The sequence below is a fragment of the Streptomyces sp. NPDC059003 genome (assembly GCF_042740445.1).
Lineage (GTDB): Bacteria > Actinomycetota > Actinomycetes > Streptomycetales > Streptomycetaceae > Streptomyces.
Genome location: NZ_JBHYJH010000014.1, coordinates 68,124 through 88,992 on the forward strand (window position 1 = coordinate 68,124; position 20,869 = coordinate 88,992).

Sequence of the window (20,869 nt, forward strand, 5' to 3'; positions counted from 1 at the left end):
ACGGGGGCACGGGATGGGCCGAGACGGCCGGGAGAACCGGGAAGCTGTCGCGATCATCGGGACCGCGTTCGCGCTGCCGGACGCGGACACGCTGGAGCTGCTGCACGGCAACCTCGCCACGGGCCGGGACAGCGTACGGGCGCCGGACGCCGACCGAGTCACGTACGCGGGCGGCCACCCGGGGACCGACTACGAGGCCCTGGGCTATCTGGACCGCATAGACCTCTTCGACCACGCCTTCTTCGGCATCTCTCTGGGCGAGGCCGAACTGATGGACCCCCACCAGCGGCTGACCCTGCAGCTGGTGCACCAGGCGCTGGAAAACGCCTGCTACGCCCCCGCCGCGCTGCGCGGCTCCCGCACCGCCGTGATCGTCAGCGCGCCGGAACCCTCGTACACACAGCTGTACGCGGAGGACGCTCCGCAGCAGATCCTGGGCTCGCTGCCGGCCGCGCTGGCCGCCCGCATCGCGTATCTCTTCGACTTCGCGGGGCCCGCCCTCGTCGTCGACACCGCGTGCAGCGGCAGCCTGAGCGCGCTGGAGCTGGCCGTCGAGAAGCTGCGCACGCGCCAGTGCGACCTCGCGGTCTCCGGCGGGCTCAGCGTCCAGTCGGTGCTGCACCCCGCACAGGGCCATGACCCGCTGCTCGGCGTGATGTCGCAGGAGGGGGTGTGCCGCCCGTTCGACGCGAAGGCCGACGGCACCACAGGCGGGGAGGGCGGCGGCTACGTCGTCCTCAAGCGGCTGTCCGAGGCGGTCGCTGACGGGGACCACATCCACGCCGTGCTGCGCGGCATCGCCGTCAACCACAACGGCGCCGGGGCCACCAGCATGAGCGCCCCCAGCTCGACCGCCCAGGCCGACGTCATCGTCGAGGCGTGGCGGGACGCAGGGGCCGCCCCCGGCTCGGCGGGCTATGTCGAGTGTCACGGCTCCGGCACCCAGCTCGGCGACGTCGTCGAGGCGGACGGGCTGCGCCGGGCCCTCGCGGCGAGCGGCGGGCGGCCCGGCGCGCCGCTCGACATCGGCGCGGTCAAGGGCAACTTCGGGCATCTGGACCACGCGGCGGGCATGGCCGGCCTCTTCAAGGTCCTGGCCGCGCTGCGTCACGCGACGCTCTATCCGACCGTCCACTTCAGCACGCCGAACCCGCTGATCGAGCGCGCGGACCAGCTGAACGTACGGACACGGACAGCACCCTGGCCCGCCCCCGAGGAGGGGCCCCGGCGGGCCGGACTGAGCTCCTTCGGGCTGACGGGGACCAATGTGCACGCCGTCGTCGAGGAGGCACCGCGGCCGTCGCCGCGTGCGCAGACGCCCAGTGGCCCACCGCACCTGGTCACGCTCTCCGCGAAGTCCCCCGCCGCGCTCGGCCGTTACGCCGCACACCTCACGGAGTTCCTGGAGCACACCGAACACGACCTGGCCGATGTCGCGTTCGCCCTGAACGCGGGCCGGGACGACCACCCGTTCCGCTGGGCCCGAGCCGTGCACGACACTCGCGAGCTGGCCGAGGCGCTGCGCACGGCCGTCCCGCCGGAACGGCCCGCCGCGCCCGAGGTGCCGGTGGTGCTGCTGTTCTCCGGCGACACGCAGCTGGACGACGCGACCTGGCACCGGCTGTGCGCCGCCTTCCCCTCGCTGGACCGGGAGGCGGCGGGGCAGCTCCTGCGCCACCGGGCCTTGTACGAACTGGTCGGCGGACTCGGCCTGCACGAGTCCCGGATGGTCGGCTCCGGCCCGGGGAACCTGGTGGTGCGCCTCCTCCGGGACCGGATCAGCGAGGACGAGGCGGTCCGGCTCGCCGCCGACACGCCCCCGACCGCCGAGGTCGACCCGCGGGGTCTGCGGCGCGCGGTGCGCGGCTTCCTCGCCGAGGGCGCGGTACTCCTCGAGATGGGCGCGGACGGCGCCCTGTCGCGGGCGATCGCCGCAGAGGAGCCGGAGCTGACCGTCGTGCGACTCCTGTCGGACGGCGGCACGGACGGTGGCACGGACGGTGGCACGGACGGCGGCGTCCTCGACGCGCTGTCGAGGCTGTACGAAGCGGGCGCGACGCTCGACTGGCACGCACATCACGCGGGCGCCGACGTCCGCCGCATCGAGGCCCCGACCTACCCCTTCGAGCCCGTGTCCTGCTGGTGCGGCCCACAGGAGGCGCCCCGCAAGGACACGGAGAACGGCGACAGCCCGACACGTACCGCGGCCGCCACCAGCACACCGGACGCCCCGGAGATCGAGCAGGCCATCGCGGACCTGTGGCGGCGGATGCTCAAAGCCCCGGACGTCCAGGGCGATTCGGACTACTTCGCTCTGGGCGGCACCTCCATCGCCGGCATCACCCTCCTGCGCGAGGTCGAGCGCGGCTTCGCCGTCAAACTGACCTTCGCCGACCTCTATGAGCACCGCACGGTGCACGAGCTCGCGGCCCTCATCGGCAGGCGGCGCGGCGCCGATGGGCCGACCGTGGACTGGAAGGTCCCGCTGCTGCCGCGCGAGCCCGGAAGCCCGCTGCCCCCCTCCATCGGCCAGGAACAGCTCTGGTACCTCGACCAGCTCGCCCCGGGCACCCCCCTCTACAACATCCCCGCCGACCTGCGCCTGCACGGCCCCCTGGACGTCCCGGCCCTGAGCGGCGCGCTCGCCGACCTGGCGCGGCGGCACGAGGTGCTGCGCACCCGGATCGCCGCCGACGCCGACGGCGTGCCCCGGGTGTACGCCGACGTGCCGGAACTGAAGCTGAAGGTGGTGGACCTGAGCGGGGCGGCGGACCCGGAGAAGCGGCTGCGGGAGCTCGCGGACGCCGAGGCGACCACGCCGTTCGACCTGGCCCGCGGCCCGCTGGTGCGCGCCGTCCTCTTCGCCGTGTCGGACGAGGACCACCTGCTGCTCCTCACCTGGCACCACAGCATCTTCGACGGCTGGGTGCCCCGGATCCTCTTCCGCGACCTGTCCGAGTTCTACGCCGCACGCCTGGCCGGACGGGCCCCGATGCTGCCCGAACTGCCCGTGCAGTACGCCGATGCCGCGGCCTGGCAGCGATCCCGGCTCGACTCCGGGGTGCGGGAGCGCGGCCTGGAGTTCTGGCGCGCGCACCTCAAGGATCTCCGCCCGCGCGAACTGCCGCTCGACCGGCCGCGCCCCGAGGTGGAGTCCCACGCCGGAGCGCTGGTCAAGTTCACGCTGAGCCCCGAACACACCGAAGGGATACGGGAGTTCAGCCGCCAGGAAGGAGTGACGACCTTCGTCACCCTGCTGGCCGTCGTCGACGCGATGCTGCACCTGTGGGCGGGCCACGAGGACGTCGTGGTCGGCTCCGCCACCTCCGGACGGCTCAACCCGGCGACCCACGAGCTGATCGGCTACTTCAACAACATGGTGCCGTTCCGCACCAGGGTTGAAGGGCGGATGACGTTCCGCGAGCTGGTCCGGCGCTGCAAGGCCACCGTCGCCGGCGCCCTCGACCACGAGGAGGTGCCGTTCGCGGACCTCGTGGCCGCGCTGAAGCCGCCGCGCGACGCCTCCCGGCACCCGCTGTTCACCGTCGCCTACTCGCACCAGAACACCGCCACCCACCCGCCGGAACTGGCGGGCCTCACCATCGCGCCCGTCGACGACAACAGCGGCGAAGGCATCGCCCCCGGCACCGCCAAGGTCGACCTGACGATCGGCATCGGCGACCAGGACGAGGGGCCGATGCGCGGCTATCTGGAGTACGCGGTCGACCTGTTCGACGAGTCCACCATGCGCGACGTCTGCGCCCTCTATCAGGACATCATCGCCGCGGCCCTCGCCGACCCGGACCGCCCCATCGGCCAGGCCGCACCCCGAAGGAACACGAATCCCCTCGCACACGCGGACACCGCGTGGGAGGCCATCACACGGCACGCCGAGCGCGCCCCCGAGCGGACCGCCGTCGTGGACGCGGCCCACCGCATCTCCTACGGCGAGCTCGTCCGGCGCGCCGAGGAACTCGCCGGGCGACTGCGGCAGTCCGGCGCGGGCCCCCTGATCCCGGTGTGCGCACCCCGCGGCCCGGACATGGTCGTGGGAATGCTCGCCGCACACGCCCTCGGCGCGGCGTTCATCTGCCTCGACCCCGCGGCCCCCGAGGCACGCAGGGCCGCCATCCTGTCCGAACTGCGGGCCACGGTCCTGGTCGAGGGCGACGACGTGACCGTACTGCCGGACCACGGCACAAGAGGCGAGGACGCCGCGCCGGAGACCGCCCAGGGGCTGGCCTACGTCGCGTACACCTCCGGCTCGACGGGACGGCCCCACGGCTGCGAGATCGAGCACCACAGCCTGATGAACCTGCTGCGCCGGTACGGGGACATGCTGCGGCTCTCCCCCTCCGACCAGGTGGCACAGGGCTCGGCGCCCGGATTCGACGCCGCCATCATGGAGATCCTCGGCACCCTCAGCCACGGCGCCACCCTCCACTTCCTTCCCGAGTCCCAGACCCCCCAGCACCTGCTCGGCTGGCTGGCGGAGCGCCAGGTCACCGTGGCCCTGCTGTCCACACCGAAGGTGGAACTGCTGTTCCGCGAGTACGCCCCCGTCCCCGGACTCGCCCTGCGCGCCCTGGGGACCGGCGGCGACCAGCTGCGCGTACGCCCGCCCGCGGGGCTGCCGTTCGACGTGCTCAACCTCTACGGGCCGACCGAGTGCGCCATCGTCTGCACCTGGTCCCGCGTCGCGGCCTCGGGCAGCGCGGCCCCGGACATCGGCCACCCGATCGCGGGCTCCGACGCCTATGTCCTCGACGAGCGCGGCCGCCCGGCGGACACCGGCGAGCTCTATGTCGCGGGCGCGTCCGTGGGGCGCGGCTACCACCGGCTTCCCGGACTCACCGCGGCCCGTTTCGTGGCCGACCCGTTCGGCCCGCCGGGCTCGCGGATGTACCGCACCGGCGATCTCGCGAGCCGCAGGCCGGACGGCACCCTCACCGTGCACGGCCGCGCCGACGACCAGATCAGCCTGCGCGGATTCCGTATCGAACCCGCCGAGATCGAACGGGTCCTGGTGACGCGGACAGGCGTGCGCGAGGCCCTAGTCGTGCCCGAACGACAGACGTCCGGCTCACTGCGCCTGGTCGCCCATGTCGCGGGGGACGCGCTGCCCGGCGAGGCCGAACTGCTCGCCGCCCTGGCCGAGCGGCTCCCGCCGCACATGGTCCCCGCCCGCGTCGTGATGCACACCGCCCTGCCCAAGAACACCAACGGCAAGCTCGACCGCCGCAGCCTGCGCCAGGAATCCCCGCAATCCCAGGAGCCGACCATGCCGCCTGCCGAACTCCCGCCCCCCGCCCTGTCCGTGACCGAGGCCGAGCAGGTGCTCGCCGGGATCTGGTCCGGCTTGCTCGGCCGCGACAGCATCCGGCCCGAGGACAACTTCTTCCAGATCGGCGGCGACTCCGTCCTCAGCGTGGGGGTCGCCGCGAGGGCCGCCCGCGCCGGGGTCTCCGTCACACCCCAGGACGTGCTGCGCCACCCGACGCTGCGCGGGCTCGCCGAGGCGGCCAGCGCGGGGAACGCGGCCACCGCCGCCGGGGCCGCACGGAACGGGACCCCGACGGACCTGCCCCCGCACGACCCCACCCCCTCCGGCCCCCTCCCTCTCACCCCCCTGATCCACCGCCTCCTCGACGGCACGGACGAGGCGCCCACGGACTTCGTCACGGTCGAGGTCCTGGAGGCCGCGCCCGGCGTCACGGCCGACGCCGTCCGTACGGCGCTGACCCATCTCGTGGAGCTGCACGAGCCGTTGCGGTACCGCTTCCTGCACAACGGCCTCGGCTGGCGCGCGGAGTGCGCACCGGCCGAGCACGCCGAGCTCCTCGACACCACCGTGCTGCCGCCGCTGGGCCCCGAGGACGAACTGGACCTGCTGGACGCCGACAAGGACAAGCTGATCGGCAAGCTGGACCTCGCGCGCGGCCCGCTGCTCCAGGCCAAGTTCTACAGCCGGGGCCCGCACCACCCCGGCCTCCTGCTGCTCGTCGTCCACCACTTCGCGTACGACGAGATCTCGACCGTCCCCCTGCTCGAAGACCTCAACGGGGCCCTGGCGGACATCGCCGCCACCGGCGCACCCCGCCAGGAGACCCGCCCGCCCGCCTGGCGCGCCTGGGCACAGGGACTGCACACCATGGCCCAGTCCGACCGGCTCGCGGGCGAGCTCACCTACTGGACGAGCGTGCTGGGCGCGGGCCAGGCGGGGAACGACGTTCCGGAGGCCGAGCCGCCCGCCGCCGACCCCGGCCTCATCCAAAGGCAGGTGCCCGCCGACGCGTTCGCGGCCCCGCTCACCGTCTCCGGCCCGGAGAGCCGGGAGGCGGCACTGGCAGCCGTGGCCTGCGCGTGGGCCCGGTGGCGCGGACAGTCGCACGCCTTCCTGACCACCGTGGGCCACGGCACGCCGAACCCGTACCGCCCTTCGGACCGGTCCAGGTCCCTGGGCTGGTTCACCAACTCCTTCCCGGCGCTGCTTCCCGTGGAGCCCGGCGCCCGCGTCCCCGACGCACTGCCCGGCGTGGTCGACGCGCTGCGCGCCGTCCCGCACGACGGCGTCGGCTTCGGCATCCTGCGCGAACTGAGCCCGCGCACGGCCGCTGTCGCACGGCTGCGGGAGCTGGCGGAGCCCCTGGTGTGCGTCGAGCACAAGGTCAGCGGCAGCCACGCCATCAAGGTCGGCGACGGGGCCCTGCAGATCAGGCAGTCGCCGCTTCCCGTCGAACAGCGATCGCTCCTCGAGATCCATCCGATCATGGTCATCACGGCGATCATGGACGGCGTCCTGGAGATCACGCTGGTCCACCACGGTCGGTACGACACCGCCGAGATGACCGCCTTCGCCGACCACCTCGCCGAGGCGTTCACCGAGCTGAACGGGGTGGCACCGGGCGGGCCCGCGCACGTCGACGGGTAGGCGCGGCCCGGCACTATGATGCGGCCTCTGGCCTCCAGGACCCTGGGAGAAGACGCATGAGTGATGTGGACATGGGCACCGGCAAAGTGGTCGTGAACAGGGCGATGTCGCTGGACGGGTTCATTGCCGGCCCTGGCGACGAGATGGGCTGGATCGCCGAGTACCTGACCGCGGACGCGGTCCCGGAGGTCATGGCGGCCACGGGCGCCATGCTCATCGGCCGGAACACGTACGAGGTCGGCAAGCGCATGGCCGCCCAGGGCACCCCCTACGACGGGGGAGAGCTGTTCGTCCTCACCCACGAGCCTCCCGACGAGCCGGACCCTGCCGTCACGTTCCTCACCTGCGACATCGAGGAAGCCGTCGCCACGGCACGCGGCGCCGCGGGCGGCAAGAACCTGGAGATCCTCGGTGCCGACCTGGCCGCCCAATGCCTGCGGCGCGGGCTCGTCGACGAGATTCTGGTGTACGTCCTGCCGGTGCTGCTCGGCGACGGCGTCCGCTTCTCGCCACCGAGCCTCGACAGGATCGACCTCGAACCCTTCAATAACACCCAGTTGGGCGCTGCCACGATGCTCCGCTTCCGCGTACGGAAGTAGGTGGGCGGGGAATGGCAGCGGGGGTGGTTCTGTCACCTCCTTCGGCGGTGAAGGGGAGTTGGGATGCGGGTCGGTATTGTCGCGGCGGCGGGGCCGGGTGTGGAACGTTTGGCTGTCCGGGCGGAGGAGCTGGGTTTTGACAGTTTCTGGGTGTATGACTCGCCGATGGTTCATGGTGATCCGTTTGTGAGTCTCGCGCTGTGTGCGCGGTCCACCCGTCGGATCAGGCTCGGGATCGGTGTCACGTCGCCGGCGCTGCGTTCCGCGCCTGCCGCTGCGGCGGCCATCGGCAGCCTCAATGCGCTGGCTCCCGGCCGGATCGTGTGCGGGGTCGGTACCGGGAACACGGCGCGGCGGACGCTGGGCATGGGGCCGGCGAGGGTGGCGGAGCTGGAGTCGTTCACGGCAGCTCTGCAGGATCTCACCGCGGGCCGTGAGGCGCTCTACCGGGAGGGGACCCGTTCCAGCAGGGTGCGGTTCTTGCATGAGGGGCGGTATGTGAACACCGCGGATCCGGTGGAGTTCGTGGTGGCGGCGTTCGGTCCGAAGGTGGCCGCGGTGGCCGGCCGGCTCGGTGCGGGGCTGATTTCCTTCGCGCTGCATGATCCCGAGGCCTGGTCCGCACTGGGCCGGACCCGGCGGGCGGCGGCGCGGGAGGCGGGCAGTGCCGGGACGGTGCGTTCGTATCTGATGTCCTGTGTGCATGTCCTGGCCGACGGCGAGGACCGCTACGGGGATCGAGTCCAGGACTCGGTGGGGCACATCGCGCTGAGCGCGCTGATTCTCGGCGCGGAGAACCCTGCTTTCCGTGCGGCCCTGCCTGCACAGGAGGCTGCGGCTGTCGGCCGTCTGCTGGAGTTGCGCGGCACCACCCCCGCCGATCCCAGGTTTCACCAGGCGCTCTACCGCAACTATCTGGGCCGTCTGTCCCCCGAGGACCGCGAGCTGATCGTGCCCTCGCTGGTGGACAGGTTCGGTCTGGTCGGTACCAGGGGCGAGGTCACCGAGCGGATCAGCGTGCTGGAGAAGGCGGGGGTCGACGAGCTGGTGCTCCAGCCCGTTGTGGACCCCGAGACCGAAATGGCCGAGCTCGCACGGCTGCTGGCCTGACACCCGGCGAAGAGCGGCCACCGGATCCTCCGGCGGGCCGCTCGGGCCGCTCGGGCCGCTCGGAGTGGTGGCGGGCAGGCTGTCCGTGCGGGCTCGCCCCCCGGCAGGAGGCTGCTGTGCGCGGCCGGCCGCCGGGTCGATGGGGCTCGTTGAAGACGGCTCTGGTCGAAATCTCGTGATGGTCACGATCGTCTGCCGGTAGCGATCTCATGCCGGGGCGGGAATGCCCTGGTCATGCGGGAGGTATCCCTTCTCGGGGAGCTCCTGCTGCCGCAGGTGGTCGGACGGGTGCCGGAGGGCGTCACTGAGACGAATGCGCTGGGTGAAGTGCAAGCTCGGTGAGGCGTAAGGGAGTTGGCCTGTACCGACTGCTCGGTCCTGTCTCATCGTGTGCACAGCCGCTATGAACGACGGCTTTCCATGTATCCGATGCTGGGTCTGCTGCGCGCGCCGCCGGTGCCGGACCGGGCGCCGCGTGTACTCGGCGTCGACGACTTCGCCTTCCGGTGGTCGCGGACCTACGGGACCGTATTCATCGATGGGGAGTCCTCGACCGTGATCGACCTCCTGCCGTACCGCACCAGCGAGACCCTCGTTGCTTGGCTGACGGCACATCCCGGGACCGAGATCGTGTGCCGGGACCGGGACAGCGGGTACAGCCGAGCCGTCAAGGAGGCAGCACCCCGCGCCCGCGAGGTGGCCGACCGCTGGCACCTGCTCCAGAATCCAGCCGCCGCCGTGCCGAAGACCTGTCACCAGCACCGTTCCTGCCTGCATAAACGTGCCGACACCGAGACGGCCCGGATACCGCTGCAGCCTCCGCTCATCGAACTGCCGCCGCTAGAACTGCCCCGCACCCAGATGATCGAACGCACTCGCCATCGGTACGAGGACATCCACCGGCTCATGGACGCCGGTTGGACGGTCAGCGCCGTCACCCGGCGTCTGCACCTGGACCGCAAGACCGTCCGCCGCTTCCGCGACACCGATCTCGACCAGCTCCTCGCGACGGCTCGCATACGGCGCCCGGCCGGTGTCCTGAAGATCCAGATCGCTCTGCAACAGCCACGTCCGCAGGTCCCCAGGCAGGGAGATACCCATCTGCTCCTCGGCGGCCGCGAGTATCTTCTCCGTGGTGAGCCCCGGCTCCGCGGCGAGGTGACCGCCCGCTGACATTTCACAGGCAACCGCCGTGCCCGACGGGTCCAGCCGAGGAGCCTCCATCGCACCGACGAGGCCAGGGCGTCCGGTGCGGGAAGCGGCAACGGCCGCATGCCGAGGCCGTCGATGACCCGGACGAGCCGCCCTCACCCTGGAGTGGCGAAGCCGAAAGCACTCGGTCATCAGCATCGGGTTTGGCTTGATTTCATAATATATGGGCGTTTTGTTCACCCCCCGCTTTGGTGCCAGGGAACTTGGTGAATGGTTCCGTCTGTGGATTACGGGACGGGTGCCCGCCATTCTGGAACTGCGGAAGGGGGCGGCCGAAAAACGTCGGCTGAAACCTTTCGGGAATTCCTCACTCTGATTTCTGGGAGAATTGATGAAGTCTGTCCGTGTGTTCGTGGCCGCTGTTCTCTGTGTGCTGATGATCGGCACCGTCGCCGGTACCGCTACCGCCGAGACCGGCGGTGCCGACACTCAGGCATCTTCCTCCATCACGCCGGGCGGCGACAGCGGTTGGGGTTGAGTTCCGCGATGACCTGTGCGTACGCGGGGACGACCCGGTCCGTGGGGACTTCCGGAGACGGTGGTCCAGCGGATTCCGGAATACAGGAATCATGCGGAGAAAGAACGGCCGACTGCTTGATCGGCAGGCTGCGGGAAGTTGTCCGTAGCGTCAGTGGCCGGGAAAGGGAAGTGCTCGGACATATCGTGCGCGGAGCCACCTGCAGGGAGATCGCCCGGCACATGGATGTCAGTCTGCATACCGTCGACACCTACATGCGCCGGATACGAGCGAAAACCGGAGCCCGGAACCCCATGCACCTGTTGCTGCTGGCTCTGTCGGTCGAGGTCTCCCTCGTGAGCGCCGTCGAAGGCATGAGGCTGTCGGCCATGCCGAAGCCCCCGGCAGGCCCCAGGTCTGACCGAACTCGGGCTCGACTGCCCGATCGTGGCCACCGGCCGAATGACACGTGAACACGTGACTGTCGGGACCGATCTCCGTGTGGCGGTGTTTCAGGGCGGCCTCGGCGCCGCTCAGGTATTTTCTCTCCCTTTCCCGCAGTGTGCCCGGGCATCGTGGTGCCCTGGTACACCTCATTCAGATGGCATCGCCCGGAAGCGCGGCGAGATCGGAGAACTGTGCCTGGACGGCGAGCTCTGAGCCAGCCGCTGCGGTCCTTCGTCGATGAGCTGGTTCTGTGTGTGGCGGTCAACGGAGGCCGAGGGCCCGCCCTGTTGTGGCCCGAGGATCCGATGACCTTGCCGGCCCTGCTGGGGCTTCCCCGCCCGGCCCGTCCGGCACCGGGCGTCAACTCGACCGTGCCGGGCGGACCGGGCACGGAGGAACTGGCGGCCGAGCTGGGCCGCAGGCTGCAACTGCGGGTGCGCCCCTTCTTCCGCTTCCTGTCGCCGGACTCTCCCGTCGTGGAGAGCGCGCCGAACGGTGCCGAGTCCACGGTCACGGTCGTGGAAGGAGCCTGCCGCTGCGTCCTGTCGCGTGTCGGTGAGGGCCTTGCACCGGGTCCCTCGCGCCCACTCGGCATGCGGCTGCGTTCCGGCGACACTCTCTTCGTGCCCCAGGTTCACGCCTACCGGTTGTCGGAGACCCACGTCCCGACCACACTGCTCAGGCTCGACCTGGAGGGTTCGGGCTGACGGCGTACGCCCCCGGGGCGTACGCCGGATCAGGCCAGGGCTGTCGTGGGTGCCGCGTCCGGCTCTCCGTCGTCGTCAAGCAGCCCCCTCGCGGACACCGCGAAGCCGGCCTGGAAACGGCTCTCGGCGCCGAGGGCCTGCATCATGTCGGATATGTGTTTGCGGGTGGTGCGCAAGGACATTCCGAGCCGCCGCGCGATCGTCTCGTCCTTCAGTCCTGACGACAGCAGCCGCAGGATGGTGCGGTCCAGATCCTTGGCGACCGCTTCCAGGCCGTCGGTGGCCGCATCGGAGAACGGCTGGGCCTGCGACCACAGTTGCTCGAACAGCTCGTACAGGAAGTGCACGACCGACGGTTCCCGGACCACCACCGCGCCCAGCCGGTCGTTGCGCCTGGTCATGAACGCGAGCTCCCGGTCGAAGATGATCATCCGGCCGACGAGCTGGTGGGCCGTCCGGTACTCGCCGCCCAACGCACTCGCCGTGGCGACGTACGCCTGGCTGGGGCCGTTGAACCGGGCGGTGTGGTGGTACACGGTCCGCATCCGCACCCCCCGGGCGAGCATCTGGCTGTCCCGGAGCAGTGCGTCCTGGAGCACCTCGGGCGGGCGGGTGCCGCCGGGCTGCACAGTGACCATGTCCTCACGGCACTGCTCGGCCGCCCGGTTCAACGCGGCCCGCACATGGGTGAGCCCGGGAATGGTCTCCAGGTCCGTGGGGGCGCTGTGTCTCCCCTCGTTGTAGTCGACGGCCAACTGGGCGAACTGGTCCTGGAAGAGGCGCAGTCGCGTCTGCTGTTCCGCGATGGCCCGCTCCACCGGTGCGGTGGCCGCGGCCGCGACGATGTGGGGGTCGACAGCCCAGAGGCGGTCGTCGCCCTCCTCGCCCCTGTGCACCAGGCCGATCCGGACGAGGCGGTCGACCGCGCCGCTCACAGCTGTCGCGTCGACCCCTGTCTCCTTGGCCATCGAAGCAGGGTCTAACCGACCGTGCAGAGCCAGCCAACGGTAGACGGCCACTTCCTCGGCGCGGAGTGTGTCCCCCACGGTGAAAACGTTGTCATCGGTCTGCTGTTCCACCATCAGTCCTTCGCTCCTGACACCCGTAGGGGAACGCGCCCCACCCTCATCGCACTCAAACGTCTCCCGGCTGCCATGTAGGGGCCGCCTACCGGTTGGCCCGCATGTGCTGCGGATCGCATCGATTAGGACGGGCAACCGTGGGAGCGGGTTCATCGCTCGAAACCTAGTGGCTGGAAGACGCCAGGTCGAAGAGATCCCGCGGGACGGCGAGTTGGGCCCCGCCCTGCTCGGCCGGTCCGAGGAGGGCAGGGGCGGCTGCCCCGGCGGATGACCCTTCGCTGCGGATGATCCGGACGTGGACTGTGCGCGAGTAGGCGACGAGCTTGCGCAGCGACCAAGGGCCAGTGACCAAGGGCCAGTGACCGGGGGCCAGTGACCGGGGGCCAGTGACCAGCGAGCGAAGGGCCGGCAGAGCACGGTGGGGCGGGTGGTGGCCGTCTGCATGACGAAACCTTGTCCGTATTGTCGCCTATTACGGCTTCATGGGCTTTCGTTCACCCCCCGCTTTGGTGTCGGAGAACTTGGTGAATGGTTCCGTCTGTGGCCTCCGGGACGGGTGCCCGCCAGTCTGGAACAGCGGAAGGGGAACGGCCGTAAAACGCCGGCCGGGACTTTTCAAGCATTCCTCATTCTGATTCCAGGGAGAAATCATGAAGTCTGTCCGTGTGTTCGTGGTCACTGTCCTCTGCGCGCTGATGATCGGTGCCGTCGCCGGTACCGCTGCGGCCGGAGAGCGGCAGCGTCGGCGTCCTGGTGGCGTCCTCCACCGGGCCCGGCGACGACAGCGGTTGGGGCCGCGTCGCCGGATGACCTGCGGGTGAGCGCGGGGAGGTCGATCCGTAGTGAGTTCCGGAGCCTGTGGTCCAACAGGTGTCGGAACGCGGGAATCAGATAGAGAAAGGCGCCCGAATCTGTGAGCAATAGGCTACGGAAAACTGTCCGGGGAATCGGTGACCGGGAAAGCGAAGCACTCGGACGCATGGCGCGCGGGGACACCTCCGGCGAGATCGACGGGCGTATGAGCACCGGTCCGCATACCGTCGGAAAGAACGCGGCAACCGGACTTTTACTAAGCGAACGCCCAGTGGGCGTCCCGCGCCGGCGGCCGCTGCCGACACCGTCGGAGGGGCCCCGCGAAACAGCCTCCTTCGCCGAGTTGCTGAAGAGGCACCGGAGTCGCTGCGGGCTGACCCAGCAACAACTGGCGGACTTCGCGACGTTGAGCGTCCGGGCGATCCGGGATCTGGAGAGCGGAAGGGTCCGACGGCCCCGGCGGGAGAGTGTGGGGCTGCTGGCCGACGCGTTGCGGCTGAGCGATCCCGAGCGACAGCAACTGCACGCCGCCGGTGGAAGCCCGGTGGATCTGCGGGATGCACTGCTCGGACTGCCCGCCTCGTCCGCTCCGCCCGCCCTGCCCGTGCCGCCCGCTCCGCCAGGCACACTGGTGGGCAGGGAAGCGGAGCTGCAGGTGTTGCTCGATCAGGTGACCGTCTACGGTCACCGCCTGGTGAGCGTGGTCGGCATCAGCGGCATCGGGAAGACGCATCTGGTGCTCGAGGCGGCCCGAGTACTGCGGGCCAGGGGCTGGCGGGTCGGGTGGCATGCGGCGGCCAGAGGTACCCCTTGCTGCGGTGCGCTTCCTGCGGCCGGCCCCGACCCTGGCGGGCCGCCGCCGAGCACCGCTGACCCGACCGCCGACCTCGTCGCGGCGATCGGTGAGAGGCATCTCCTGTTGGTGATCGACAGCGGCGACGCTTCGGGTCCCGGCGGGGTGGACGTGGGCGAGTTGCTTCGGCGTTGTCCGGGGCTGCACGTCGTGGTGACCGGTCTGACGCCGCGATATCTGCCAGGTGAGCGCGTACTGCCGCTCACCGCGATGGCCGTGCCGGAGGAGGCGCTGGACTACGACCACGTGCGGTTGAGCGAGGTCGAGTCCGTGGCGTTGTTCTTGTCCCACATGCGCCGGTCACAGCCGGGGTTCCGGCTTCGGGAGGACAACGCGCACGCGGTGGTTCGGTTGTGCCGCTGGCTCGACGGTGTACCCAGGGCACTTGAGTACGCGGCGGGCTGGTGCCTGGTGTATCCGCCCGAGCTCCTGCTGGCTCGAGCCGGTCGGGACTTCCCCCTCCTTTCCTCCCCGGCAGGCTGCGGCTGCCAGGACCTGCTGCGTTCCGTGGCGCGCAGCGTCGACATCGTGGCCGAGTGCTATCGCCTGGTGCTTGCCGAGGTCGCTGACCGTCCGCACTGGACGGTCGGGGACCTCGATCACCTGGTGCCGGATCCGGCTGCCGCTCTGCACGCGCTGCTGGTCCACGGCCTGGTGCGGCCGGCGGGCGCCCACCTGCCGGAGCGGTTCACGGCGCTGCAGCTGGTGCGGCTCCTGCACGTGCGGGACCGGACTCCGGCGGGGGCGGACCGGGTCGGCTGAGACTGCCGCTGATTCTGCCTACCGGTGCCCACAGCGGCCATTACGTTTACCCGTGCCTCATAGCGGTCAACGAAAGGGCCTGACCATGGTTACCTGTCCTGAATGTGAGAACTCGGTGGTTCCCGCCGGAACACCGGTGATCGGCGAGATAGTGGAATGCGGTGAATGCGCCAGTGAACTGGAGATCCTCACGCTCGATCCGATCCGGGCCGCGCTCGCGCCGGAGATCGAAGAGGACTGGGGCGAGTGAGCCGCGCAGAGCCGTTCGTGGTTCTCGCGTCCCGCGTGCGGGCCAGCGAGAAGAGAATCCTCGAAGCCCTCTCTCGCAGAGGGATCGCCCACCGGCACGTCGACAGCCGTGCTTGGTGGCACCCCCTCGGTGACCGCGGCGCGCACCCGATCGTACTGAACCGGGAGATCGGGCTCGCCAGGGCGACGTACGCGGCCGACGCCCTGGAGACGGCGGGAGCGATCGTGGTCAACTCCGCGCGCGCCACCGCGCTGTGCGGTGACAAGTGGCGCACGTCCGCGGCGCTCGTCGAAGCGGGACTCCCGACACCGCGGACGGCCCTCGGGCTGACCCCGGAAGCGGCGCTGACGGCTCTGGAGAGCATCGGCTATCCGGCCGTGGTGAAGCCCCTGCAGGGCTCGTGGGGCCGTCTGGTCTCCGCCCTGCCGGACCGGCAGACCGCGGAGACCGTACTGGAGTACGTCGCTGCGTTGCCCTCACCGCAGGCGCGGATCGTCTACCTGCAGGAATGGATAGCCAAACCGGGCCGGGACATCCGGGTGATCGTGGTGGGCGGCGAGGCGCTGGCCGCGACCTACCGGCGCAGCGAGCACTGGCGGACCAACGTGGCGCGGGGTGCGGTGAGTGAACTGTGCCCCATGACACCGGACATCGCGAAACTCGCGGTCATGGCCGCGCAGGCCGTGGAGGCCGAGGTCGCCGGCGTCGACCTGATCGAGGACGGGACGGGAGAGCTGCTGGTCCTGGAGGTCAACCACGGTGTCGAGTTCTCCGGCCTCCAGCAGGCTCTCGGCGACGCGGTCTCCGTCGCCGACCGAATCGTCGACCATCTCCTGGAGAAGTCACGCTCATGCTCCGAGTAGCCATCGTCGGGGCATCCGGCTACATCGGCGGCGAACTGCTTCGTCTCCTGCACGGTCATCCACGGGTCACGGTCGTGGCCGCGACCTCCGACCGCCTCGCCGGGCGCCGGGTCGACGGCCCCCATCCCAACCTGCGCGGCCACACGGACCTGTGCTTCGTCGGCCACGACACCCTGGAGAACACCGACTTCGACGTGCTCTTCCTGGCCGCTCCGCATCGGGAAACCATGGGAAGGATGGCCGAATTCCTCAAACTGGCCAGGACCGTCATCGACCTGTCCGGCGATTTCCGCCTACGGGATCCTGAGGTCTACGCGTCCTATTACGGAGTCGCGCACGCCGCCCCGCAGCTGATACCCGAATTCACCACCGGGCTGCCCGAATGGCATCGCGCCCGACTGACCACGAGCGATCGGATCGCGGTTCCCGGGTGTATGGCCACCGCGGGCATTCTCGCGGTCCGGCCGCTGGCCCTGGAGGGTCTGATCGAGGGCACGGTCCGGGTGGACGCCCGAACGGGTTCCAGCGGATCGGGTGTCTCCAGCGGAGCCGCCGGTGCCCATGCCGAACGCAGCGGTGCCCTCCGTGTGTTCGCTGCCTCCGGGCATCGGCACGAGGCCGAGATCGCACAGGCCACGGATCGCACGGTGCGGATGACCGCCACCGGCGTCGAGGCGGTCCGCGGTGTGCAGGTGCTGTGCCACGTGAAGCTGGCGTCCGGGGTGTCGGAGAAAGAGGTCCGGTCCGCGTTCCGCGCGGCGTACGGGAACGAGCCGTTCGTCCGGGTCATCGCCCAGCGGCAGGGCCTGTACCGGCTCCCGGAACCGAAGATCCTGACCGGGTCGAATTTCTGCGACGTCGGTTTCGCGGTGTCCGCGGACGACGGCACCGCGGTCCTCATCGGCGCACTGGACAACCTGGTCAAGGGCGGCGCGGGCGGCGCTGTGCAATGCATGAACGTCCGCTTCGGCTGGCCGGAGCGGACAGGGCTGGAATTCTTCGGACTGCATCCGAACTGACGTGAGGCTGATGAAGCGAATGCGGGACATACTTGTTGTCAAATGCGGCGGGAACGCCGCTGTGCGGTCGCAGGCGATCTGTGCGGACGTCGCCGCCGTGCACCGCGGCGGCAGGCCGGTGATCCTCGCCCACGGCGGTTCGGCCGACATCGACGGGCTCGCCGAACGCCTCGGAGTGCCTTCCCGTCGGCTCGTCGCCCCGGACGGGGTGTCGACCCGGTACACCGACGAGCGAACGCTCGAAGTGGTGCAGCTGGCGCTGGCAGGCTCCGTCAAACCCCGTCTGCTGGCCGCCCTGCGCGCCTGCGGGGTGGGTGCGGTCGGGCTGACCGGCCTGGACGCCGGACTCCTCGTGGCCGCCCGCAAGTCGGCGCACCGGGCAGTCGTCGACGGACGCCGGGTCGTGGTCAGGGACGACCACAGTGGACGGATCACCGCGGTCAACGGCGACCTGGTGTCCACGCTGATCGCGTCGGGGCTGCTGCCCGTGGTGTCGCCGCCGGCCGTGGCCGAGGACGGCCGGGTGGTCAACACGGACGCGGACCGCGCCGCCGCGGCCGTCGCGGGCGCCGTCGGGGCGGGCACCCTGCTGCTGCTCACCGGGGCGAGGGGGGTGCTGGCCGACCGGCACGACGAACGGTCGGTGCTCCCTGTCTGCCGGGTTCCCCGCCGAGGGACGCCTCCGGTCGTCACCGGCGGCATGGGGGTCAAGCTGATCGCGGCCCGGGAGGCACTGCTGTCCGGTGTGCAGCGCGTCCTGATCGCGGACGGCCGTCGTCCGCGTCCGGTCCAGGAGGCCCTGGCGGGCTCGTGCACCGAAGTGCTGCTGGAGGAAGAGTGACGATCTTTTCGGACGCGGCCGCGATCGAACTGCTCCACGGCATGCTGAAGATCCCCTCGCCGTCCTTTGCGGAGGCTGAACTGGCCGCCCACGTGGTGGACGCCATGCGCGGAGCCGGTCTCACCGCGCGGATCGACGGGGTGGGCAACGCGGTCGGGGAGATCCGGCGCGGACCGGGGCCGACGGTCATGCTGCTCGGGCACATGGACACCGTGCCGGGGGACATCCCGGTGCGGGTGGACGGCGACCGCCTGTACGGCAGGGGCTCGGTCGACGCCAAGGGGCCGCTCGCCACGATGATCTGCGCGGCCGCCGGCAGTACGGGGTTCCGCGGCCGGATCGTGGTCGTGGGCGCTGTGGAGGAGGAGACCACGATGTCCCGGGGCGCGGTGGAGATCCGCCGTACGCACGAGCCGCCGGACGCGCTGATCATCGGCGAGCCCAGTGGCTGCGACACGGTCGTCCTCGGGTACAAGGGAAAGCTCGACATCCGCTACCACGTACGGTGCGAGGCGACCCATCCCAGCAACGTCGTGCCCAAGGCGTCCGAACTCGCAGCGCGGGCCTGGACGGAGCTGCTTGACCTGCTCGGCCCGGAGGCGAGCCACGCCCGATTCGACAGTCCTGGGCCGACCTTGACGTCGATCAGCGGTGGACTGACGTCCGCCACCGCGGAGTTCAGTGTCCGAACTCCCCCGGGCTTCGACGCCGAGGGGCTGGTGGCCGCGTTGTCCGATCGGCTGGACCCCGACACGCTGCAGGTCGTCAACACGGTGCGCGCCTGCCGTGTCGGCCGCAACGACCCGGTGGTGCGGGCGCTGTCGGTCGCGATCCGCGCCGAGGGCGGCAGCCCGAGGGCGAAGGTGAAGACCGGTACCTCCGACATGAACACCCTGGCGGAGCGGTGGACCGTGCCGATGGCCACCTACGGGCCGGGGGACAGCAGCCTGGACCACTCCGACCGGGAACACATCAAACTGTCCGAGTACCTGTTCGGCATCGGGGTGCTGACCCGTGCCCTGGCCGAACTGGGCGAGCACCTCACCGGAGAGAATCGATGAGCGACGACCACGCGTGTACGGCACGGGAACTCATCGTGCAGATGTGCGCCAACCCGGAAGGCGGACACCTCGGCGGATCGATGTCCATGGTTGAGATCCTGGTGACGCTCTACCGCGACGTGCTGAGGATCGACCCGCGGAGGCCGCAGGCGCCGGACCGGGACATCCTGCTGCTGAGCAAGGGACACGGCGCGATCGGACTGTACGCGGTCCTGGCGGAGCGGGGCTTCTTCCCCGTGGAGCTGCTGGCGAGCTACGGCACTCCGGACAGCATGTTCACCGCACACCCGAATCCGGCCGTCCCCGGGGTCGAGATGCCGACCGGGTCGCTCGGACACGGGCTGCCGCTCGGTGTCGGCTTCGCGCTCGCCGCCCGGCTGGACGGGAGCGACCGGCGCTGCTTCGTCGTACTCGGCGACGGCGAACTGCAGGAGGGCTCGGTCTGGGAGGCCGCGATGGCTGCCGGCGCCCAGGGACTGGACCGGCTGGTGGCGATCGTGGACCGCAACGGGCTGCAGATCAGCGGTGACACGGAAGAGACCCTGGGCCTCGAGCCGCTCGGGGACCGTTGGCGCAGTTTCGGGTGGACGGTCCTGGAGGTCGACGGGCACGAGCCGGACCAGGTGCGGACGGCTCTGTCGCGTATCCCGTTCACCCCCGGCAGACCGACCGTGCTGCTGGCCCGCACGGTGAAGGGCAAAGGACTGCCCTATATCGAGGGCCAGGCCCGCAGTCACTACGTCCGGCTCACCGAGCGCGGGCACCGGCGTGCCCGTGCCGCGGTGATGCGCGGCGAACGAACGGAGACGACATGTCCGTCGTGACAGCCGAACCCACTGTGTCGGGCGAGGCCCGCGCGGCCCGGGAGGTGTACCGGGACGTCCTGGTCGAGTTGCTCGGCGAGGACGAACGCTATGTCTGCCTGGACAGCGACACCGGTCTGTTCTCCGCCACCTCGTGGGGCGAGGGGGCGCGGCGCTACCTCAACCTCGGTATCGCGGAACAGAACCTGATGGGCGTGGCGGCGGGACTGGCCAGATCCGGCAGGATCCCCTTCGTCAACACCATGGCGACCTTCGCCGCCACCCGTGCGCTGGAGGCGGTGAAGCTCGACATTGCCTGGAACGACCTGCCGGTGCGGATCGTCGCCACCCACGGCGGGCTCTCCGCCGGCCACCTCGGTTCCACCCACCATGCGCTGGAAGACCTCGCCGTCATGCGGATGCTGCCGAACATGACCGTGCTGGTGCCCGCGGACGGCCCCGCCACCGAGAGCCTGGTCCGAGCCGGCGCCGAGCTGCCGGGACCGGTGTACCTGCGCCTCGGACGCGGCGCGACGCCGAGCCTTGCGCCGGGGGCGGAGCCGCCGCAGATCGGGGTCGCGCAGTCCCTGCGCCGGGGATCCGACGTGACGCTGATCGCCACCGGACCGCATCCCGTGCTCACCGCGGTCGAGACCGCCGAGGAACTGGCCCGCGACGGGATCGACGTGGCCGTGCTCAACATGCACACCGTCAAACCGCTCGACCGGGAGGCGATCGTCGCGGCCGCCACCGGCACGCGCGGAATCGTCACCGTCGAAGAGCACTGGGCCGCCGGGGGCCTCGGGTCCGCCGTGGCCGAGGTGGTGGCCGACCTCGGTGCCGCCTGCCCCGTACGGCGGGTGGCGGTCGCCGACCGGTTCGCCGCCGGTACCGGGGGACACCGGCATCTGCTGGCGCGCAACGGGATCTCCGGCGCGACGGTGACCGAGCACGTGCGGCGGCTGCTGGCCTGACCCCCCCCGGCGCTGAAGCGACCGCGGCGATGCGAACCGTTCCGCACGCCACTCCGGCCGCTGCACCGACTCCGCCCCATGATCC

16 protein-coding genes are annotated in these 20,869 nt (G+C 70.8%); 15 read left to right on the forward strand and 1 reads right to left on the reverse strand.

Features of this window, described 5'->3' with window-relative positions; genetic code table 11:
• Positions 1 to 13 precede the first annotated feature (13 nt).
• From ACFWZ5_RS09010 to ACFWZ5_RS09040, 7 genes are all read left to right on the forward strand, one after another.
• Entirely contained in the window at positions 14 to 6,931 is a 6,918-nt protein-coding gene (locus ACFWZ5_RS09010) for an amino acid adenylation domain-containing protein (protein ID WP_384785499.1), read from the forward strand.
• Positions 6,932 to 6,987: 56 nt separating this feature from the next.
• On the forward strand, positions 6,988 to 7,530 hold the full coding sequence (locus ACFWZ5_RS09015) for a dihydrofolate reductase family protein (RefSeq protein ID WP_384785497.1): 543 nt from the start codon (positions 6,988 to 6,990) through the stop codon (positions 7,528 to 7,530).
• 63 nt (positions 7,531 to 7,593) lie between these two features.
• The gene (locus ACFWZ5_RS09020; RefSeq protein WP_384785494.1) at positions 7,594 to 8,640 is read left to right on the forward strand and encodes an LLM class flavin-dependent oxidoreductase; all 1,047 of its coding nucleotides are present in this window, start codon (positions 7,594 to 7,596) and stop codon (positions 8,638 to 8,640) included.
• Positions 8,641 to 9,069: 429 nt separating this feature from the next.
• Entirely contained in the window at positions 9,070 to 9,813 is a 744-nt protein-coding gene (locus tag ACFWZ5_RS09025) for a transposase (protein WP_384785491.1), read from the forward strand.
• A gap of 370 nt (positions 9,814 to 10,183) precedes the next feature.
• Positions 10,184 to 10,330, forward strand: a complete 147-nt coding sequence (locus ACFWZ5_RS09030; RefSeq protein ID WP_384785488.1) for a hypothetical protein — start codon at positions 10,184 to 10,186, stop codon at positions 10,328 to 10,330.
• A gap of 8 nt (positions 10,331 to 10,338) precedes the next feature.
• Positions 10,339 to 10,782, forward strand: a complete 444-nt coding sequence (locus ACFWZ5_RS09035; RefSeq protein ID WP_384785485.1) for a response regulator transcription factor — start codon at positions 10,339 to 10,341, stop codon at positions 10,780 to 10,782.
• Between the two features lie 279 nt (positions 10,783 to 11,061).
• Positions 11,062 to 11,463: a hypothetical protein gene (locus ACFWZ5_RS09040; protein ID WP_384785482.1), complete on the forward strand. Its 402-nt coding sequence runs from the start codon at positions 11,062 to 11,064 to the stop codon at positions 11,461 to 11,463.
• Positions 11,464 to 11,492: 29 nt separating this feature from the next.
• Here ACFWZ5_RS09040 and ACFWZ5_RS09045 read toward each other — a convergent pair whose 3' ends face one another.
• Positions 11,493 to 12,431 (reverse strand): LuxR C-terminal-related transcriptional regulator, encoded by a 939-nt coding sequence (locus ACFWZ5_RS09045; RefSeq protein WP_384785479.1) that lies wholly within the window; start codon positions 12,429 to 12,431, stop codon positions 11,493 to 11,495.
• 1,093 nt (positions 12,432 to 13,524) lie between these two features.
• Between ACFWZ5_RS09045 and ACFWZ5_RS09050 the strand changes: the two genes are divergently transcribed.
• The 8 genes from ACFWZ5_RS09050 to ACFWZ5_RS09085 all read left to right on the forward strand — a co-directional run bounded on the left by ACFWZ5_RS09050 (position 13,525) and on the right by ACFWZ5_RS09085 (position 20,784).
• A complete protein-coding gene (locus ACFWZ5_RS09050) occupies positions 13,525 to 14,973 on the forward strand; it encodes a helix-turn-helix domain-containing protein (protein ID WP_384785476.1) in 1,449 nt (482 codons plus the stop codon).
• A gap of 85 nt (positions 14,974 to 15,058) precedes the next feature.
• The gene (locus ACFWZ5_RS09055; protein ID WP_073720752.1) at positions 15,059 to 15,223 is read left to right on the forward strand and encodes a lysine biosynthesis protein LysW; all 165 of its coding nucleotides are present in this window, start codon (positions 15,059 to 15,061) and stop codon (positions 15,221 to 15,223) included.
• Complete coding sequence (locus tag ACFWZ5_RS09060) at positions 15,220 to 16,086, forward strand: RimK family alpha-L-glutamate ligase (RefSeq protein ID WP_384785473.1); 867 nt, start codon at positions 15,220 to 15,222, stop codon at positions 16,084 to 16,086. Before ACFWZ5_RS09055 ends, ACFWZ5_RS09060 begins: the two co-directional genes overlap by 4 nt.
• Positions 16,074 to 17,105, forward strand: a complete 1,032-nt coding sequence (gene argC, locus ACFWZ5_RS09065; RefSeq protein WP_384785470.1) for an N-acetyl-gamma-glutamyl-phosphate reductase — start codon at positions 16,074 to 16,076, stop codon at positions 17,103 to 17,105. The genes ACFWZ5_RS09060 and argC overlap by 13 nt, the downstream gene beginning before the upstream one ends.
• Positions 17,106 to 17,124: 19 nt before the next feature.
• Positions 17,125 to 17,946, forward strand: a complete 822-nt coding sequence (locus tag ACFWZ5_RS09070) for a [LysW]-aminoadipate kinase (protein ID WP_384890565.1) — start codon at positions 17,125 to 17,127, stop codon at positions 17,944 to 17,946.
• Complete coding sequence (locus ACFWZ5_RS09075; RefSeq protein ID WP_384785467.1) at positions 17,943 to 19,007, forward strand: M20/M25/M40 family metallo-hydrolase; 1,065 nt, start codon at positions 17,943 to 17,945, stop codon at positions 19,005 to 19,007. The genes ACFWZ5_RS09070 and ACFWZ5_RS09075 overlap by 4 nt, the downstream gene beginning before the upstream one ends.
• Positions 19,004 to 19,831 carry a transketolase gene (locus ACFWZ5_RS09080; RefSeq protein WP_384785464.1) on the forward strand — a complete coding sequence of 276 codons (828 nt, stop codon included), beginning with the start codon at positions 19,004 to 19,006 and terminating at the stop codon, positions 19,829 to 19,831. The genes ACFWZ5_RS09075 and ACFWZ5_RS09080 overlap by 4 nt, the downstream gene beginning before the upstream one ends.
• Complete coding sequence (locus tag ACFWZ5_RS09085; RefSeq protein ID WP_384785461.1) at positions 19,819 to 20,784, forward strand: transketolase family protein; 966 nt, start codon at positions 19,819 to 19,821, stop codon at positions 20,782 to 20,784. Before ACFWZ5_RS09080 ends, ACFWZ5_RS09085 begins: the two co-directional genes overlap by 13 nt.
• The last annotated feature ends 85 nt before the right edge of the window (positions 20,785 to 20,869 follow it).

Coding starts and splice junctions, on each gene's coding strand:
- ACFWZ5_RS09035 (WP_384785485.1), top strand. CDS start 10,339: ATGACCTGTGCGTACGCGGGGACGACCCGGTCCGTGGGGACTTCCGGA.
- ACFWZ5_RS09030 (WP_384785488.1), top strand. CDS start 10,184: ATGAAGTCTGTCCGTGTGTTCGTGGCCGCTGTTCTCTGTGTGCTGATG.
- ACFWZ5_RS09070 (WP_384890565.1), top strand. CDS start 17,125: ATGCGGGACATACTTGTTGTCAAATGCGGCGGGAACGCCGCTGTGCGG.
- ACFWZ5_RS09010 (WP_384785499.1), top strand. CDS start 14: ATGGGCCGAGACGGCCGGGAGAACCGGGAAGCTGTCGCGATCATCGGG.
- ACFWZ5_RS09020 (WP_384785494.1), top strand. CDS start 7,594: ATGCGGGTCGGTATTGTCGCGGCGGCGGGGCCGGGTGTGGAACGTTTG.
- argC (WP_384785470.1), top strand. CDS start 16,074: ATGCTCCGAGTAGCCATCGTCGGGGCATCCGGCTACATCGGCGGCGAA.
- ACFWZ5_RS09040 (WP_384785482.1), top strand. CDS start 11,062: ATGACCTTGCCGGCCCTGCTGGGGCTTCCCCGCCCGGCCCGTCCGGCA.
- ACFWZ5_RS09025 (WP_384785491.1), top strand. CDS start 9,070: ATGCTGGGTCTGCTGCGCGCGCCGCCGGTGCCGGACCGGGCGCCGCGT.
- ACFWZ5_RS09080 (WP_384785464.1), top strand. CDS start 19,004: ATGAGCGACGACCACGCGTGTACGGCACGGGAACTCATCGTGCAGATG.
- ACFWZ5_RS09055 (WP_073720752.1), top strand. CDS start 15,059: ATGGTTACCTGTCCTGAATGTGAGAACTCGGTGGTTCCCGCCGGAACA.
- ACFWZ5_RS09085 (WP_384785461.1), top strand. CDS start 19,819: ATGTCCGTCGTGACAGCCGAACCCACTGTGTCGGGCGAGGCCCGCGCG.
- ACFWZ5_RS09050 (WP_384785476.1), top strand. CDS start 13,525: ATGGCGCGCGGGGACACCTCCGGCGAGATCGACGGGCGTATGAGCACC.
- ACFWZ5_RS09015 (WP_384785497.1), top strand. CDS start 6,988: ATGAGTGATGTGGACATGGGCACCGGCAAAGTGGTCGTGAACAGGGCG.
- ACFWZ5_RS09045 (WP_384785479.1), bottom strand. CDS start 12,431: ATGGCCAAGGAGACAGGGGTCGACGCGACAGCTGTGAGCGGCGCGGTC.